The organism is Flavitalea flava, assembly GCF_054461575.1.
Genome location: NZ_JBTLQH010000002.1, coordinates 311,636 through 327,849 on the forward strand (window position 1 = coordinate 311,636; position 16,214 = coordinate 327,849).

Below are 16,214 nucleotides of genomic sequence, written 5' to 3' on the forward strand. Positions count from 1 at the left end.
TTTACCCATTTTCGATTTTTTGCTATAAAAAGCCGACCTTCACCCATCACCAAATTAGAAGTTAGAACATATGAGTAAATCCCAGGAAACGTTTAGTAAAAAAGAAAAAGAAAAGAAAAGAGCCAAACAACGCCAGGACAAGGCGGAAAAAATGGAAGAACGCAAGGCAAACGCCAAAAAAGGCAAATCTCTTGAGGATATGATGGCTTATCTGGATGAGAATGGAAATATCTCTTCCACTCCGCCCGATCCCAGGAAGAAAAAGGTCTTTAAAGCGGAGGATATGCAGATCGCCATCCCCAAATTAGTGGAAGGTGAACCGGAAGACGTTGTAAGATCCGGAACCGTCACTTTCTTTAACGATGCCAAAGGTTTTGGATTCATCAAAGATCTGCAAACCCAGGAAAGCGTTTTCATCCACGTCAACCAATTATCGGAGCGGATCACTGAAAACGACAAAGTAACCTTCGAAGTGCAAATGGGACCAAAAGGCCCCAACGCCGTCAATGTTAAAAAGGTAAAGCCCTAGGTCCGTACCGGATACGGCCACACGATGCCCCTTTTACCCACATCCAATTGACCTTCGGGGAATTCCTGCGTCAACATTGCATACCGTTCGAACTTTTATTATCGACCAACCTTAGTTTGATCCGCCAGTAACCATTGGCCGGTAACAAAACCGGCAACCAAAAAATTTACTCCGGTACAGTTCAAATAATAAATGAACGCCTGCAGCAATTATAAAAAAAAGGAGCCTTGATAAGACTCCTTCTTTCCCTATTGCGGCAGGCGTTTATTCCTTCCAGCGATCCGGTGCAATACCGGAATCTGCTTAGGACAGCGCCTGTTCTTTTATATGATTGCCCCTGACCTTGGCGGCCTTGATCAGATCCAGAACCCGGGAACGAACATCGTCCTTTAACCCTTCTGTTTCTTTTTCAAAAATATCTTTTAGTTCGTCCAGCTCATCTGAGGTCATGCCTCTTAATTTTTTGAGTTTCTTTTTCAGTGAATCGGCCGTATCCGCTATTTTCCTGCGTGTTTCTTTTCCTTCAGCGGGAGCCATCAATACACCGATGGCAACACCGGCTACAAGACCAGATAAGGCACCGACTAAGATTCTTTGCGTACTCATAACTATAAATTTTAAATGAATGAATCAGGTTTAAAAAAATCATTTAGCTATGTACTAATTTTCAAGAACCCTGCCAGAATTCGTTAAAGAAAACATTAGGCCTGGTCTGTCATTTATTGTGGATTTTTCTCTACAATTCTATGAAATCAGGGCATTGAGACTTAACAGACTCTATAAGACAGCCAAAAGTTAAAGGGAATAACAATGGGATCCTGGGGAATTTATAAAAAGCGAAAGCATCAAGTCGTTTTCGGTACTTTGGCCTAAGCCTTGGTACTTACTGACCCGATGCTTTCTTTGAGTTGCCGTTAACTTTTGACAGATAATTGCTTCTCAATTGTACCTGTAAGATACATCTTGATTACCTCCTTTTCCAAATTTATTGCCCTTCGGTTTTGCACCTGTTCTGCACCTAATTATGCACATTTGGGCGAATTGGGCTATGGATTTTGGGCAAATTCCAGATAGCCCGTTAGATTAAAAACGCCAAGGGGCAAAGCCCCGACCGAAGGTCAATCATTTGAGATTAAACCGATTTGGTCAAAGGGGTAAATTTCGAAAGACCCCTTCTGGCCAATATCGCAACAGGCCAGCGGCCTGGACCGAAGGTCAATAATTAGAGGATTATCAGTTTTTAATCTAATGGGCAAATTCCAGATAGCCCGTTAGATTAAAAACGGATAAGCATTGGCAAAAATTCATAACGGCAAACTTTCGTACCTTCGCGCCATATGACACAAGAACAGATCAAAAGTATGAGGGACCGTGTGGTCGTCCTGAGGAGGTTTCTTTGACGTCGATAACCGACAATATAAGATCAACGAAGAAAAACAACTGTCGCTAAGCCCGGGTTTCTGGGATGATAATAAACGCGCGACGGAAATTCTTAAAAACATCAAGCTGAACGAATACTGGGTAAAGCTCTTCGAATCGGTGGAATCCGCCGTGGAGGACTTTGCCGTTCTGTTCGACTTCTGGAAAGCAGGGGAAGCCAGTGAAGAGGAAACACGGGAAGCTTTTGCCAAGGGCCAGAGGCTAATCGAGGAAGCCGAATTCAAGAGTACCCTTAACCAGCCGGAAGATGAATTGCCGGCGGTCATGCAGATCAATTCCGGTGCAGGGGGTACAGAAAGTCAGGACTGGGCGGAAATGCTGTTGCGCATGTACCGCATGTACGGTGATAAGCAAGGCTGGACCCTATCGGAGATCGACCTCCAGGACGGGGAAGGCGCCGGCATCAAAAGTGCCACCATCCAGTTCGATGGTCCTTTTGCCTATGGTTTCCTGAAAGCCGAAAGCGGGGTTCACCGTTTGGTGCGTATTTCCCCTTTCGATTCCAATGCCCGTCGCCATACTTCCTTTGCCTCGGTATATGTGTATCCCCTGATCGACGATTCTATCGAGATCACTGTCCATCCGGCCGATGTGGAGTGGGCCTTTTTCCGAAGCGGCGGCGCAGGTGGCCAGAACGTGAACAAGGTGGAAACGGCCGTCCGGCTTACTCATAAACCCAGCGGGATCATTGTAGAGTGCCAGCAGGCCCGTACCCAGGGGGAGAACCGGGAAAAAGCGATGACCATGCTCAAAAGCCGCTTGTATGAAGAAGAGATCCGCAAACAGGAAGCCATTAAGAACGCCACCAATTCCACAAAGAAAAAGATCGAATGGGGTTCCCAGATCCGGTCCTATGTTTTCCACCCTTATAAAATGATCAAAGACCATCGGACGGATTTTGAAGTGGGCAATGTACAGCCCGTCATGGATGGGGAGCTGGACGGTTTTATTAAAGCTTATCTGATGAGCGAGAAAGAAATCTAAACGAAAGAAATTTTATATCAAATCTTATCCGGGAACGACGTTGCCATTTTCACCATTAACATTAAATAATCACACATGAACCTGGGTTATTTTAATTATCCACCGCCTGCCAATGAACCGGTACTCAACTACGCTCCGGGCAGTAAAGAAAGGGGAACCTTAAAAAAAACGTTAGCGGAACTTAAAAGTGTGCAGCACGATATCCCTATGTATATAGGCGGAAAAGAAGTGCGCACCGGTCAAAAGAAAACGCTTCGCCCCCCACATGAAATCGCTCATACCCTTGGTCATTTTCATGCGGGCAACGAAACACATATTCACCAGGCTATCGATGCAGCCCTTCAGGCCAGGGAAAGCTGGGCAAATCTGAGCTGGGAGAACCGTGCGGCCATTTTCCTGAAAGCAGCCGACCTGATCTCCACCAAATACCGTTCTTTTATGAACGGTACTACCATGCTCGGTCAGAGCAAAAACGCTTACCAGGCGGAAATCGACAGTGCCTGCGAAATAATCGATTTTTTGCGTTGGAATGTTCATTTTCTCAGCGAGATCTACCGGCAGCAGCCGGTTAGCAGCCCTGGCATCCATAACAGGTTGGAATACCGGCCGCTGGAAGGTTTTGTACTCGCGATCACTCCCTTCAATTTCACGGCCATAGGAGGAAATCTTCCTACCTCCGCAGCACTTTGTGGAAATACTGTCGTCTGGAAAGCAGCACAAACCCAGATCTTTTCTGCGCAGATGTTCATGCGTATCCTGCAGGAAGCAGGTCTTCCGGCAGGAGTCATCAATCTCATTTATGTGGATGGACCGACATTAGGTAAAGTTTGTTTCAGCCATCCTGATTTTGCAGGCGTTCATTTTACCGGTTCCACCGGGGTCTTTAACCATATGTGGAAGACCATCGGTGAAAACATGGGCAATTACCGCTCTTATCCCCGTATCGTGGGAGAAACCGGAGGTAAGGACTTTGTCCTTGCCCATGAAAGCGCAGATCCCGATGTGCTGGTAACTGCCCTGCTCCGGGGAGCCTTCGAATACCAGGGACAGAAATGTTCCGCTGCATCCAGGGCTTATATTCCGGACAACCTTGCTCCAATCGTAAAAAAGAAACTGGCGGAAGGGATTGCCAGTTTTAAAATGGGAACCGTGGAAGATTTCTCCAATTTCATCAATGCCGTGATCGATGAAAAGAGCTTCGATAAGATCAGTGAATATATCGACAAAGCTAAGAAAGATCCAAAAGCAGAGATCTGGGCCGGTGGACATTGTGATAAAACAAAAGGATATTTTATCCAGCCAACAGTGATCGAGGCAAAAGATCCAAAGTATGTAACAATGTGTGAGGAGATCTTCGGCCCTGTACTTACGGTTTATGTATACAAAGCATCCGAGTTCGATAAAACCCTGGACCTGGTAAATACGACCTCACCTTATGCACTGACCGGTGCGATTATCGCCCATGACCGGCAAGCGGTTGAACTGGCAACGGCAAGGTTACGTCATGCAGCGGGAAACTTTTACATCAATGACAAGCCTACCGGCGCTGTTGTCGGGCAACAACCCTTCGGTGGAGCAAGGGCATCAGGTACCAATGATAAAGCCGGATCGATCCTTAACCTTTACCGCTGGCTGAGCGCCCGGACGATCAAGGAGACCTATGTTCCGCCTACGGATTACCGATATCCGTTCCTGTCGGAGGAATAATCCACCGGAAATATCGAAAATATGGCAAACGGACGGCGGGCAGCCGTCCGTTTGCCATATTCCTGCACTGCATGTTATTTTCAGCCATGCATTGACAAGTCCTTTTCTACTTTTGGCCCACCTTTTGCAAATCAGCTATCTGATCGCCGGAGAAAGCTTAAAATATATGCAATACATTATTCGGCAAATTATTAACCATTAAACAAAATATGAATATGAGCAAGAGATTATTTTTTTTATTGCTGGCTGGAACAACATTCGCTACGGTAAATGCACAGGTAAGGTTTGGTGTAAAAGGCGGTCTTAACATCGCATCCTGGACAGGATCAGGGTCCGGCAATTCGAGCAATTTAGTCGATTTTCATCTCGGTGGGCTCGCAAAGATCTACGTGGGTGAGGGTTGGAGCGTACAGCCTGAATTGGTATATTCCGGCCAGGGCGCGAAAGTCAGCAGCCTGGATGCAACATTCCATGAGGGATACCTGAATGTTCCCGTACTGCTAAAATATACCACTTCTTCGGGGTTCTTTGGAGAAACAGGCCCTCAATTGGGTTTTTTGCTGGGCGCGAAGTATAAAACAGGAGGCAATAGTGCGAGCATTTCGTCCAGTTTCAAATCCACTGACCTTGCCTGGGCTTTCGGCATCGGCTATATGATACCTCGTTCGGATGTCGGTATCAATATGCGTTACAACGTCGGCCTTACCAATATAGCCACCAGTTCCCAGTCCAATGGCACGATCAAAAACAGCGTTTTCCAGTTAGGTTTACTTTATTTTTTCACCGAACCTAAAAAGAGGAAATAAAAAGTAAAAACAACTCTTCTTATTTTACTGTTTTTTTTAGCAATACACAATAAAAAAGTCCTCCTTTCGTAGTATTGCACGTTATGAATCAAGTACTTACATTTGCGCATTCCTTTTAACTAAATGCCTTTATTATGAAAACAAATGTTCAGAAGCTAATGACAAATGTAAACTTTAACATTAAAAAATCAATGATGAACGGATTAAGTAAAAAACTGGCTTTACTATTATTGGCAGGAACCACTTTAGCTACGGCAAACGCCCAGATCCAATTCGGCTTAAAGGCAGGCGCTAATTTCGCAAGCCTAACCAACACCTCCGGGAGTAAAACCTTGGTAGGATTCAATGGAGGGGCATTAGTAAAAATTCCGCTAGCAGGTGCATTAAGCTTGCAACCGGAAGCAGTTTATTCAGGTCAGGGTATAAAGGGTGATGGCGGTTCTATACATTTGAACTACATCAATATCCCCGTGCTTGCAAATTACAGCTTGCCCATAGGAGTATTTTTCCAGACTGGCCCCCAACTCGGCTTCCTGATGAGTGCGAAATTGAAAGCCGACGGGGAATCTGACATAGACTTAAAACCCTCATTAAAATCAACAGATTTCTCCTGGGCATTCGGAGCGGGTTATTTACTCCCGATCACCAATCTCGGCTTCAATGTCCGTTATAATCTGGGCCTTACAAGCTTAGGTAAAGAAGGCGGAACTTCCAAGAATGGCGTATTCCAGGTAGGCGTATTCTACTTGTTCGGTGAAACCGCTAAACATAAATAATCGCTTAACTTATCATACGATAAAGGGAAAAGGCCATCTTTTTATGTTGAATTTACTGATATCGGCGATTCAGCATCGAAGATGGCCTTTTCTGTTTTTTTAATTTTTCCTCGGTTCTTTACTCGCCTGCACATTCACACTGGTTTCTGCAATTTCTGTAAGCGTAATATCCGCCTTTTTTTCTTCTGCCAGGGTTACACCAAGTAATTCAGCTGCATCCGTATAACCTAATGTCCTGGCTAATTGAACCAGACCGCCGTAGGTGGCAATCTCGTAATGTTCGGCCTTCTGACCAGCAAATATCAATCCTACATCACGCTGTGCCGTATTTTCTTCCGTCTCATCAATGATATCTTCTCCTTCATCGATGATACCGGCAATAGCATGGCATTTTTTTGCCTGTGCAGGCTCACCGATAAGTTCAAAGATCTTTTCAAGACGGGTTACATGATTTTTTGTCTCCTGAAGATGATTGTTAAATGCCTGTTTTAATTCCTGCGAGTGGGCAGATTCTTCTAATTTGGGAAGGGTCTTAACCAATTTCTGTTCCGCCCAATATATATCTTCCAACTGATCGATGAAAAATTCCTGCAATTTTGAGTTCCTGGTAACCTCTTTACCGGTAGTATTACCCTCATTACCCGTGGCCATCTCATTACCCGTACTCTTTGCAAAATTGGGATTTTTCGCTATTGTCGTTTCCATATAAAAGCTTTAATTATTAAAAAATAGTTTCATAAGTATGTACTTAAACTATTATGCCAGGGCCGAATCAATCGAAATAAGGGAAAAACAGGGGTGTTTCGGGCACTCTTATTCCCTATTTAGTAGAAAGTTAGCTACAACAGGATTTGCTGAATATAACAACACCAGCTGAATCAAAATCGGCTTCAGGCTGAAAAACAAGGGTTTAAGTATTTATACGTAGACCTTAGGTAAAAATACCCAGTTAATGGTATTTTCTATCCAGGGTCATTCTGTTACTTTTGCGCATCTCTAAACAAAAACTAAATCACTTATTATGAAAAAGTGTTTGCTGATCTTAGCTATTGCTGCAGGAACAACCTTTAGTACCCAGGCCCAAATCAACAAAGAAGGTTTCACTTTCGGAGCAGGTGTTAATGTCGCTTTACCGATTGGAAGTTTTCACGACAGCCATACTTTTGGTATCGGTGGTGAATTACAAGGTGAGTACATGTTCTCGGAAAATTTATCCGCCGTGGCTACCACCGGGTACACGAGTTACTTTGGCAAATCCCAGACCATTGACTTTGGCGCCGGTCCAATTACTGCAAAAAACCCCAGCGTAGGCCTTATCCCCATCCTTGTTGGAGCAAGGTTTTACCCTTCCGAACAATTTTTTGTAGGAGCACAGATCGGTTATGGTATTTTTACAGGTGGCGGTGGTGGAGCCCCTAAAGGTTTCGAATACCGTCCCCAGGTTGGTTTTAATGCCGAAAGTTTTCAGTTGATCCTGCATTATGACGGGGTAAGCGTGACCGGAGGAACCTTAAGCCATCTCGGACTTACCGGCATTTATAAATTCGGAGGCAATTAATACCGACCAGATAACAATTGAGCTTATTTTTTAGAAAGAGCGGCCCGCTGGTATTATCCAGGCGGGCCGCTCTTTTTTACTTACATTTCGTCCCGTTGCCCTATTAATTGACTGCTTTGACTTATTAATTCGCTTCGTTGCCCTATTTTTATAAAAATATTGCGCTTGAAAACAATCCTTCATGAACAACAATTAGCGATAACGATTCAACGTCTGACCCATCAGGTGCTGGAAAATCACCTCGGGTTGGAAAATACGGTTCTCATCGGTATTCAACCCAGGGGCATTTATTTTTCCAACCGCATTGTTGAACAGCTCAAAGGAGAATTACCCGATGTAAATATCCAATATGGTATACTTGATATTACTTTTTACCGGGATGATGTCCGCCAGGGTCTTCATGAACTAAACCAGACCAATATCCCTTTTTCTATAGAAAATAAGAAGGTAATCCTGATCGACGATGTCTTATATACCGGGCGGACCATTCGTGCCGCCCTGGACGCCTTGCTTGATTTTGGCAGACCGGCCAAGGTGGAACTTTGTGTATTGATCGACCGCCGGTTCAGCCGCCAGTTGCCCATCCAGGCAGATTATACCGGTAAATCCATTGATTCTATCATTACCCAAAAAGTAAAGGTTTTCTGGAAGGAAAAGGATGGAAAGGACGAAGTCGCACTGCTTGAAGAATAGGGAGTCTAAAAAAAATCCGGTTTGCTGCAGGAAGCCTGCTGCTTGAAACTAAAAATACCCTAATTTCGCTTTTTAATGCATCTAAGTACTAAACATCTTCTTGGCATTAGAGATCTCCAACCGGGTGATATTCAACTAATTTTAGATACTGCCGTTCAATTCAAAGAGGTTTTACAGCGTCCGATCAAAAAGGTCCCAACCTTACGTGATGTGACCATCGTTAACCTTTTTTATGAGAATTCGACACGGACCCGGATCTCCTTCGAACTGGCTGAGAAAAGACTGTCGGCCGATACGGTCAATTTTACGGTTTCCGGCTCTTCAGCGGCAAAAGGAGAGACACTCCTGGACACGGTTAATAATATCCTGTCCATGAAAGTGGATATGGTCGTCATGCGTCACAGCGCCAGCGGCGCCCCGCATTTTTTAGCCAAACATATTCCTGCGGCCATTGTTAATGCCGGGGACGGGATCAATGAGCACCCTACCCAGGCTTTGCTGGATGCCTTTTCCATAAGGGAAAAACTGGGCGGTCTGGAAGGTAAAAAAGTGGCTATCGTTGGCGATATCATGCATTCCCGGGTGGCTTTAAGCAATATTTACCTGCTGAAGAAAATGGGAGCAGAGATCACTATTGTCGGCCCCCCCACCCTTATTCCGGTCCATATCAAAGAAGCGTTCGATGTCCGGGTAGAATATAACCTGAAAAAAGCGCTGGAATGGTGCGATGTGGCAAATATCCTCCGTATCCAGCTGGAAAGGCAGAATCAGCCTCTTTTTTCCTCCCTGAGGGAATACAGTCTGGCCTATGGTGTTAATAAACGTTTACTGGACAGCCTGAGTAAAGAAATTGTCATTATGCATCCCGGGCCGATCAACCGGGGCGTGGAACTCGATAGCGATGCAGCGGACAGCAAACAATCCATTATCCTCCAGCAGGTGGAAAATGGAGTGGCCGTGCGCATGGCTGTGTTGTATTTACTGGCGGGAAAAAACCCTGCTGCAACCTCCCCTTCACCTGAACCATTAAAGGGGGAGTCCCGGAAAACCCAGGCGGAGTGAAGAACGAAATAATCGGAGATCGGAAAAAGTTTTTTTAACCATTGCTTAAAGCGCCTCTTATGCAACGCATCGGCCTTTTCCCCGGAACTTTTGATCCAATCACCATCGGTCACCTCGATATCATTAACCGATCACTCCCCCTGTTCGATAAGCTGATCATCGGGATCGGCCGGAATGCCAATAAAGAACCGATGTTCCCGGACGAACAACGATTATCCTGGATCAAGGAAATCTATAAGGATAATCCAAAAATTGAAGCGGTGGTCTATGAAGGTTTGACCGTTCGCTGCTGCCAGCAAGTAGGGGCGAATTTTATATTAAGAGGCATACGGTATGTAAACGACTTTGAATATGAAAAGGCCATTGCGGATATGAACCGCAGCCTCGATAAAAATATCGAAACCATTTTTCTTACCTGTCTGCCGCAGTTCACTTCGGTTGCTTCCACCCTGGTAAGGGACGTATTAAAAAACGGCGGCGATGTAATGCAATTCCTGCCTGATGTGGTAGCCAGGTCAATCGGGTCTGTTGAAAAACGGTAAACAAATAATTATGGCTATCTGGTTTAATCCGTCCACGCATATCGACCATCTGCAACCGCTGAGCAATAATACAATGGCTGGCTATCTGGGTATGGAATTCACCGAAATCGGACCCGATTTCCTGAAGGCGAAAATGCCGGTGGATCATCGAACCCTACAACCCTACGGAGTGCTCCATGGCGGCGCTTCAGCTGCCTTGGCTGAAACCGTCGGAAGTGTAGCCTCGGCCTGTGTGATCGATCAATCCCGGTTTATTTGCGTAGGGCTGGAGATAAATGCCAATCATATCCGGAGTGCCCGGGCCGGGGGCTATGTTTATGCTACGGCTTCGCCGTTACATCTGGGAAAATCCACACATGTATGGGATATTAAGATCGTCGATGAGCAGGGGAAATTGGTTTGTGTGAGTCGTTTGACGGTGGCGATATTGGAGAAAAAGGATTAAAATCAATACTGAGTAATGGATTTTAAAGAAAATACAACATAATGACAATCAGGACGAAACAAGAATTTATGTATTCGTTTGGACAGGCAGCTTTAAAAAATTAAATTTGTAGAAATAGGATAGAAATGAGTGCAGCAACAGCAATAGACAGACAAATATCAAACTACCTGGTTCAGTTGAATCAAAAGCAAAAAAAAGCGGTTTTGACGGTAGTTAAGACTTTTGTTGAAGAACAAGAGCAGGAATCCACCCCATGGAAGGATGTTGGATTTTTAGCTGAAATGGATAGGCGAATGGCCGAATTGGAAAGCGGTATGGTCAAGGGCCATAGCTGGGAAGAAGTTAAACAAAAAGCAAGACAATCTTTAAAGGTGAAAAAAAGGAAATGAGTTTTGAACTGATTTTCCATCCTGAAGCAGAAAGGGAATATTTGGAAGCATATCTATGGTACGAAGATTCACGAGCGCAGCGAAGGGAACGAACGAGGAAAAGCGAGGACCGAAGCTTTGCCGAAGTTTAGAAGGGATTAGGAGATCGTTTTGAGAAAATGGTTGAACTGCGGATTCTTGAGATTTCAAAATACCCTGAAAATTATCATTACTGTAAAGCTCCATACAGGGAAGTATCTACGGAAATTTTCCCCTATGTAATTGTGTACAAAATAAATAAAAGAAAAAAGCTGATTTACGTATCGGCAATCTTTCACACCAAACGCAACCCTGCATATAAGTATAGAAAATAGAAAGTTAAGAATCAAATCTTAGCAAAACCCTCTTTCCGCAAAACATCAAGGATCGAAGGATATGTATTTTTAAGGACGGAGTGAAGGTCTTTCTCTGTCACCCATTTCAATTCGGAGATCTGTTCTTCGGTTTGCGGCACAAGCGTCTGTTGCCCCGGAGCTGTCATCCGGTACCAATGTGTTTCCTTTAAAAAATGTTTGCCGCTCTCATCATAGGTATGAAAGGTAATCAGTAATGGTTTTTCCAATTTTACCGTTTTAAGTCCGGTTTCCTCTTCAACTTCCCGCACCGCGCATTGTTCCAGGGTCTCTCCATTATCGAGCTTGCCTTTCGGCAGATCCCATTTTCCCCGACGGAACATAAACAGGCTTTCCCCTTTATCATTTAGTACCAGCCCCCCACCGGCGCGGATCAGGAGAAATTTTTTCCAGAACGCCTTTTTTAACGTCTCCAGGTCCTTGTGTAAAAAGATCCCTGCATGGACTTTTTCCTGCCTCATTTCGTGGATTATGGAATTTATGGAAGGGGTGGAAAATTCATCGATAAAAATGGCGTCGTCGTGATGGGCATAACCGTTGATCTCCTCATTGATCTCATCGCAAAGGAACAGGGGTTTATCGTTAAAATAGATCTTTATGAACATGGGAGGGGAATTTGGCCGGGAATTACCTGCAAGATAAGGTCGGGGGAGCCAATTTTTATTTAATTTCGCGGCATGGCTGAAAAAATGATTACCACGAACGAAAAAGCCGTTGCGGAGAAATTGCTGCAGGTACAGGCCATACGCCTGAATGTTAAGGAACCTTTTACCTGGTCATCCGGCTGGAAAAGTCCCATTTATTGCGATAACCGGAAGGTTCTTTCCTTCCCGTATATCCGGGATTTTATCAAATCCGAGATGTGTAATGTGCTTTTCGAACAATTTCCGCAGGCAGCTATGCTGGCTGGGGTCGCCACCGCCGGGATCGCCTGGGGCGCCATGGCCGCCGATCAGCTCAAACTGCCCTATATCTATGTTCGTTCCAAACCGAAAGAACACGGACTGGGGCAGCAGATCGAAGGATATTATGAAAAAGGGCAGCCTACCGTCGTCATAGAAGACCTGGTCTCTACGGGAAAAAGCAGTCTTCAGGTGGTGGAGATCCTTAGACAGGCGGGATTGGAAGTGGTCGGATTGGTTTCCATCTTTAATTATGGGTTTGAAGCGGGCAGAAAGGCCTTCGAAAACGCCGGAGTACCCTTTATTTCTCTTTCCGATTACCCTACCCTGATCAACCTGGCCCTGGAGAAAAAGATCGTCAGCCCGGAAGAAGAAAGTATTTTGTTAAAATGGAGGGAAGATCCCGCCAGCTGGCAAGGCGTATAGTTTGATCCAGTCATAAGTTTTGTATATTTATAGGGCTAATGAAACCCTTATTATATTAAAAAAACAAGACATGTACCAAATCATGAAAATCCAATTCCTCTTCCTTTTCCTGCTCGGTATTTCCAGCGCAACCATGGCGCAGGTCGTTACCAAGGGCACCACGGCAACGGCAACGATCAAAACACCCACCGTTCAATGCGAGCAATGCAAACAACGGATCGAAAAATACCTTAGCCATGAAGAGGGCATCCTGAAAGTCAATGTAGATTATAAAAAGAAGATCGCCGTCGTATCCTACCTGGTCGACCGCACCAATGTAGAAAATGTCAAGACACTGATCGCCAATGCGGGTTATGATGCCGACGATATTACAGCTGAACCCGACTCCTACAAAAGATTACCACAATGCTGTAAAAAACCGGAAGACGGAGGACATAAAAAAAATTAGCCATCTGAATAATTGAGAGAAGCAAAAAACAGGGCAAGAGAAATAATTTTCTTTTGCCCTGTTTTTATATTTTCGTATTTAATTCTTCAAACTAAAGTCCAGTGGAAATTCAAGTTTGAAAGAAATATTCCTTCCCATATTGTGAATTCCATGAGCGGGATTGGTATCGTCCGCAGAATAGTAAAAATATTTCAACCTGCTCAGATGGTCAAAATAAGCAACATCGGTCAGGTTGTTACCCATGACATACAAATTACAGATAGTTTTACCTTTGCCATTGGTTATACCCGCCCCGATTCCGGCATTGAGCAAAGCATAGCCCGGAGTAGCCCTTTCTGTATTATCGGTGGTATAGACCCTGTCCTGGTTAGCATAATAAGCCAGTTGAACTTTCACGAAACCCTTGACGATATGGTGCGCTTTGGATTCGAAATCATAACGCAGTTCAGATATACCATGTAAAGGCGGAATGAAGGGCAGGTATCTGTTACTATCCGAACGGAGTTTGGGGTCGATCCCTTTGTTCAGCGCGTAAGTCGCGGAAAACGTATTCTCAAAATGCAGCGCCTTCACGGGATGGAAATCCACACTTACCTCTCCTCCATACAACTGCGCCTTGCCTTGTTGGAATTTATAGGTCTGGTTACCGGCAACAATTACGGAGTCTCCGCCACCGGCGCCCAGTAAACGCTGGTTGAAAATATAATTGGTGAGCGTATTGTTGAATACACTCAGGGTGATCACCGCATACTTCGATGAATATTCCACCCCGATATCCTGCTGGAAACTAAATTCAGGTTTGAAATCCCCGTTGCCGATCTGGTAGAGATTTGTTCCCGGATGCACGCCATTGGCGGAGATCTCGGCAATATTCGGAGCACGGTATCCCCTGGACAAATTAATCTTTGCAGATAATTTTTCCGAAAAATTATAGGTAGCCCCGATACTTCCGGAGAAACCCGAAAAAACATGGCTATAATCATAGAAGGGATGAGCGGCCCCAACGGTATCTGCGCCATAAACAGGACTGTCAAAACCGGTTATGGGGTCGGGTTTGGTGCTCAGTGCCTTATTGGTGAAAGAACGGCTGTCAAAACGTAATCCACCGGACAGGTCCAGCTTATTGAACGTTTTTTTAAGCATGGCAAAGGGGCCAAAGTCAAATTGATGATAGGAAGGAATGACAAATTCCGTTCCATTCGTGACGGTATTTGCCTGGTACATGCCGTTCAATCCAGCGCTCAGATTCCAGCCATTATACTCCGGAAAATAATATTTCAGGTCATAAGAATAGGTGTTCAACTGCAGAAAAAGACCTGGCGTCTCCTGCATTTCCGGATGACTGAATTCCCTTCTTACGCTTCGCTGGTATCCGAGATTGACGGCAAGCCGTCCGCTGCCGATCGTAAAATTATTATTGGTAAAGACCCGGTAATGCTGGATATGCTGATGCAGCGGGGTGATCGTATAGGATGTAAGATCTGCGTCCGACACAATTGGCCGGTAGGCATCGTCTTCGGTAATTTGCCGGGTAAATTTACCGGTTGCCGAATCCCTGCTACCGTCCGGGATTTCCTGCAGGTTATCAAAAAGAGAAAGACTTAAGTGTGAATATCCCCAACTGCGATGCAGACCCAAAGAAATATTCGCATCCGTTTCTTTAAAACCGGTGTTAAATACACGTCCGTCAATTTTATTCTGATAGTTGGTTGCCACTTTGCGGGAAATCCTGCCCATCCATTCAAACCCATTCTTCGTGGCACCCAGCATGGCCGATCCGCCGAACTGCCCGTTATTGGTATGGTACTCTGTTACGATGTCCCCGACCATTTTACCTTCCGGAGCCGGTGGTGTGGGGATGAGGTTCACGACGCCCGCGAGAGCATCGGATCCATAAGTCAAACTGGCCGGACCTTTGATGACCTCTATTTTATCTACCCCATACTGGTCCACTTCAATCCCATGTTCATCACCCCATTGCTGTCCTTCCTGCCGGACTCCGTCAAATAAGGTTAATACCCGGTTATATCCCAACCCCCGGATAAAGGGTTTGGATACATTTGGGCCCGTTGTGAGGGCACTGACGCCTGGAACTTTCGCAATGGCGTCGATGATATTGGTACTTAAATTGGTGTTTATATAATCATGCGTTACGGCCACCACCGGAACCGGGCTCCGTTTGATCTGGGTAGCCTTGGACAAACCTGTCACCACTACCGGGCTCTCTTCCACAAATTCGTCCGACAAGGCAAAATCCTGTACAGTCGTCCCTTTTATGATCACCGTCCTGGTCACGGTCTTGTAGCCTACATAATGCGCCTCTACCAGGTAACTCCCGGAGGGTATGTTCTTAAACTGGTAATGACCGTCGGCATCGGCAACGACGCCCAATTTAAGATCGGGAATATAAACGGATGCCTTGGGCAACGCTGCCCCTTTATCCTTTTCTGTCACTTTTCCGGACAGAGAACCCTCTCCCGGGTTTTCATCCCGGACAGAATCACCTGCAAAAGCCACGGTGCCCATTATGCCGGAGGAACCGATTCCCAGGCAGGTTATGAATAAAAAGATATATCGAAAGGAAGAACAGTACATTTGATTCGTTTTAAACCAACTAACGACAATGAATAGCTGTTATTAAACCATTACTGACCCATTGCTGAACCGGGGCTATTCATTTCGAAGGGCGGAATGAAGAAAAATAATAAATTAATGGCAAGCGGAGTTAGCAGGAAGCAGCAACCGGAGGCCCCCGAAGACCAAAAAGAAAGGGGGCAGTGCACAAAATTTGATGGGCGGCCCTGACCTGGTAAATCAAAAAACAGACAGGCAGCCCTATTTGGACGTCGGTGAAAGAATAAATAAAAGGAGACTCTACGACCAGGTTATCACAATCACAATGAAAACCGGCCTTATTATATTGATCTGCCCGGTCATGTTTGCCGGTCAGGTGGGTATCCTTATGATCCGCTACCAAACTATGAACGGCAATCTTAGGCGTGATACCCAGCGCGAACAGCACCAGCATCCCTAAGGCCGAAATCGATCGTATGATTCGTTGGTTTAGCAAATGATTATTTGATACAATGTTGCAAATTAAGGGAATTTTTATGAA

Annotated in this window: 18 protein-coding genes and 1 pseudogene; 14 read left to right on the forward strand and 5 right to left on the reverse strand. The window is 45.1% G+C overall.

Translation table 11 applies throughout. The features are described from left to right. The first annotated feature begins 70 nt into the window (after nt 1–70). The gene (locus tag ACX0G9_RS03865; RefSeq protein WP_459063532.1) at nt 71–529 is read left to right on the forward strand and encodes a cold-shock protein; all 459 of its coding nucleotides are present in this window, start codon (nt 71–73) and stop codon (nt 527–529) included. 303 nt (nt 530–832) lie between these two features. Here ACX0G9_RS03865 and ACX0G9_RS03870 read toward each other — a convergent pair whose 3' ends face one another. Then, nucleotides 833–1,135 (reverse strand): YtxH domain-containing protein, encoded by a 303-nt coding sequence (locus tag ACX0G9_RS03870; protein ID WP_459063533.1) that lies wholly within the window; start codon nt 1,133–1,135, stop codon nt 833–835. A gap of 731 nt (nt 1,136–1,866) precedes the next feature. Here ACX0G9_RS03870 and prfB point away from each other — a divergent pair. The 4 genes from prfB (at nt 1,867) to ACX0G9_RS03890 (ending at nt 6,242) form a co-directional block, all read left to right on the forward strand. Beyond that, a protein-coding gene (prfB, locus tag ACX0G9_RS03875; RefSeq protein WP_459063534.1) for a peptide chain release factor 2 occupies nt 1,867–2,953 on the forward strand; the annotation gives its coding sequence in 2 pieces (ribosomal slippage) (nt 1,867–1,926 and nt 1,928–2,953; 1,086 coding nt in all). A gap of 75 nt (nt 2,954–3,028) precedes the next feature. Further along, on the forward strand, nt 3,029–4,660 hold the full coding sequence (gene pruA / locus ACX0G9_RS03880) for an L-glutamate gamma-semialdehyde dehydrogenase (RefSeq protein WP_459063535.1): 1,632 nt from the start codon (nt 3,029–3,031) through the stop codon (nt 4,658–4,660). Between the two features lie 215 nt (nt 4,661–4,875). After that, on the forward strand, nt 4,876–5,466 hold the full coding sequence (locus ACX0G9_RS03885; RefSeq protein WP_459063536.1) for a porin family protein: 591 nt from the start codon (nt 4,876–4,878) through the stop codon (nt 5,464–5,466). Nucleotides 5,467–5,600: 134 nt separating this feature from the next. After that, nucleotides 5,601–6,242, forward strand: a complete 642-nt coding sequence (locus ACX0G9_RS03890; protein WP_459063537.1) for a porin family protein — start codon at nt 5,601–5,603, stop codon at nt 6,240–6,242. A gap of 99 nt (nt 6,243–6,341) precedes the next feature. Here ACX0G9_RS03890 and ACX0G9_RS03895 read toward each other — a convergent pair whose 3' ends face one another. Next, the gene (locus ACX0G9_RS03895; protein WP_459063538.1) at nt 6,342–6,947 is read right to left on the reverse strand and encodes a YciE/YciF ferroxidase family protein; all 606 of its coding nucleotides are present in this window, start codon (nt 6,945–6,947) and stop codon (nt 6,342–6,344) included. A gap of 316 nt (nt 6,948–7,263) precedes the next feature. On the opposite strand from ACX0G9_RS03895, the gene ACX0G9_RS03900 reads away from it, so the two are divergent. The 7 genes and pseudogenes from ACX0G9_RS03900 to ACX0G9_RS03930 all read left to right on the forward strand — a co-directional run. Continuing rightward, entirely contained in the window at nt 7,264–7,800 is a 537-nt protein-coding gene (locus tag ACX0G9_RS03900; RefSeq protein ID WP_459063539.1) for an outer membrane beta-barrel protein, read from the forward strand. Nucleotides 7,801–7,965: 165 nt separating this feature from the next. Next, the gene (gene pyrR / locus ACX0G9_RS03905) at nt 7,966–8,493 is read left to right on the forward strand and encodes a bifunctional pyr operon transcriptional regulator/uracil phosphoribosyltransferase PyrR (RefSeq protein WP_459063540.1); all 528 of its coding nucleotides are present in this window, start codon (nt 7,966–7,968) and stop codon (nt 8,491–8,493) included. 75 nt (nt 8,494–8,568) lie between these two features. After that, nucleotides 8,569–9,555, forward strand: a complete 987-nt coding sequence (locus tag ACX0G9_RS03910; RefSeq protein ID WP_459063541.1) for an aspartate carbamoyltransferase catalytic subunit — start codon at nt 8,569–8,571, stop codon at nt 9,553–9,555. 59 nt (nt 9,556–9,614) lie between these two features. Next, nucleotides 9,615–10,097 (forward strand): pantetheine-phosphate adenylyltransferase, encoded by a 483-nt coding sequence (gene coaD, locus ACX0G9_RS03915; protein WP_459063542.1) that lies wholly within the window; start codon nt 9,615–9,617, stop codon nt 10,095–10,097. A gap of 10 nt (nt 10,098–10,107) precedes the next feature. Beyond that, nucleotides 10,108–10,542: a PaaI family thioesterase gene (locus tag ACX0G9_RS03920; protein ID WP_459063543.1), complete on the forward strand. Its 435-nt coding sequence runs from the start codon at nt 10,108–10,110 to the stop codon at nt 10,540–10,542. A gap of 125 nt (nt 10,543–10,667) precedes the next feature. Next, nucleotides 10,668–10,931: a hypothetical protein gene (locus ACX0G9_RS03925; protein ID WP_459063544.1), complete on the forward strand. Its 264-nt coding sequence runs from the start codon at nt 10,668–10,670 to the stop codon at nt 10,929–10,931. A gap of 155 nt (nt 10,932–11,086) precedes the next feature. After that, nucleotides 11,087–11,284: pseudogene (locus ACX0G9_RS03930) on the forward strand (type II toxin-antitoxin system RelE/ParE family toxin); the annotation flags it as partial. A gap of 11 nt (nt 11,285–11,295) precedes the next feature. Here ACX0G9_RS03930 and ACX0G9_RS03935 read toward each other — a convergent pair. Next, nucleotides 11,296–11,928 carry an NUDIX hydrolase gene (locus ACX0G9_RS03935; RefSeq protein WP_459063545.1) on the reverse strand — a complete coding sequence of 211 codons (633 nt, stop codon included), beginning with the start codon at nt 11,926–11,928 and terminating at the stop codon, nt 11,296–11,298. Nucleotides 11,929–12,000: 72 nt separating this feature from the next. Here ACX0G9_RS03935 and pyrE point away from each other — a divergent pair, with 72 nt between their 5' ends. Beyond that, nucleotides 12,001–12,651, forward strand: a complete 651-nt coding sequence (pyrE, locus tag ACX0G9_RS03940) for an orotate phosphoribosyltransferase (protein ID WP_459063546.1) — start codon at nt 12,001–12,003, stop codon at nt 12,649–12,651. An 82-nt stretch (nt 12,652–12,733) separates the two neighbouring features. Beyond that, a complete protein-coding gene (locus ACX0G9_RS03945; protein ID WP_459063547.1) occupies nt 12,734–13,099 on the forward strand; it encodes a heavy-metal-associated domain-containing protein in 366 nt (121 codons plus the stop codon). Nucleotides 13,100–13,177: 78 nt separating this feature from the next. On the opposite strand, the gene ACX0G9_RS03950 is transcribed toward ACX0G9_RS03945, so the two are convergent. Further along, nucleotides 13,178–15,694 (reverse strand): TonB-dependent receptor, encoded by a 2,517-nt coding sequence (locus ACX0G9_RS03950; protein WP_459063548.1) that lies wholly within the window; start codon nt 15,692–15,694, stop codon nt 13,178–13,180. A gap of 130 nt (nt 15,695–15,824) precedes the next feature. Continuing rightward, on the reverse strand, nt 15,825–16,169 hold the full coding sequence (locus ACX0G9_RS03955) for a hypothetical protein (protein WP_459063549.1): 345 nt from the start codon (nt 16,167–16,169) through the stop codon (nt 15,825–15,827). Nucleotides 16,170–16,214 lie beyond the last annotated feature (45 nt).

What these genes read in the sequence shown, in the direction of transcription:
- ACX0G9_RS03865 (WP_459063532.1), top strand. Translation starts at nt 71, where the DNA reads ATGAGTAAATCCCAGGAAACGTTTAGTAAAAAAGAAAAAGAAAAGAAA.
- ACX0G9_RS03870 (WP_459063533.1), bottom strand. Translation starts at nt 1,135, where the DNA reads ATGAGTACGCAAAGAATCTTAGTCGGTGCCTTATCTGGTCTTGTAGCC.
- pruA (WP_459063535.1), top strand. Translation starts at nt 3,029, where the DNA reads ATGAACCTGGGTTATTTTAATTATCCACCGCCTGCCAATGAACCGGTA.
- ACX0G9_RS03885 (WP_459063536.1), top strand. Translation starts at nt 4,876, where the DNA reads ATGAGCAAGAGATTATTTTTTTTATTGCTGGCTGGAACAACATTCGCT.
- ACX0G9_RS03890 (WP_459063537.1), top strand. Translation starts at nt 5,601, where the DNA reads ATGAAAACAAATGTTCAGAAGCTAATGACAAATGTAAACTTTAACATT.
- ACX0G9_RS03895 (WP_459063538.1), bottom strand. Translation starts at nt 6,947, where the DNA reads ATGGAAACGACAATAGCGAAAAATCCCAATTTTGCAAAGAGTACGGGT.
- ACX0G9_RS03900 (WP_459063539.1), top strand. Translation starts at nt 7,264, where the DNA reads ATGAAAAAGTGTTTGCTGATCTTAGCTATTGCTGCAGGAACAACCTTT.
- ACX0G9_RS03910 (WP_459063541.1), top strand. Translation starts at nt 8,569, where the DNA reads ATGCATCTAAGTACTAAACATCTTCTTGGCATTAGAGATCTCCAACCG.
- coaD (WP_459063542.1), top strand. Translation starts at nt 9,615, where the DNA reads ATGCAACGCATCGGCCTTTTCCCCGGAACTTTTGATCCAATCACCATC.
- ACX0G9_RS03920 (WP_459063543.1), top strand. Translation starts at nt 10,108, where the DNA reads ATGGCTATCTGGTTTAATCCGTCCACGCATATCGACCATCTGCAACCG.
- ACX0G9_RS03925 (WP_459063544.1), top strand. Translation starts at nt 10,668, where the DNA reads ATGAGTGCAGCAACAGCAATAGACAGACAAATATCAAACTACCTGGTT.
- ACX0G9_RS03935 (WP_459063545.1), bottom strand. Translation starts at nt 11,928, where the DNA reads ATGTTCATAAAGATCTATTTTAACGATAAACCCCTGTTCCTTTGCGAT.
- pyrE (WP_459063546.1), top strand. Translation starts at nt 12,001, where the DNA reads ATGGCTGAAAAAATGATTACCACGAACGAAAAAGCCGTTGCGGAGAAA.
- ACX0G9_RS03945 (WP_459063547.1), top strand. Translation starts at nt 12,734, where the DNA reads ATGAAAATCCAATTCCTCTTCCTTTTCCTGCTCGGTATTTCCAGCGCA.
- ACX0G9_RS03950 (WP_459063548.1), bottom strand. Translation starts at nt 15,694, where the DNA reads ATGTACTGTTCTTCCTTTCGATATATCTTTTTATTCATAACCTGCCTG.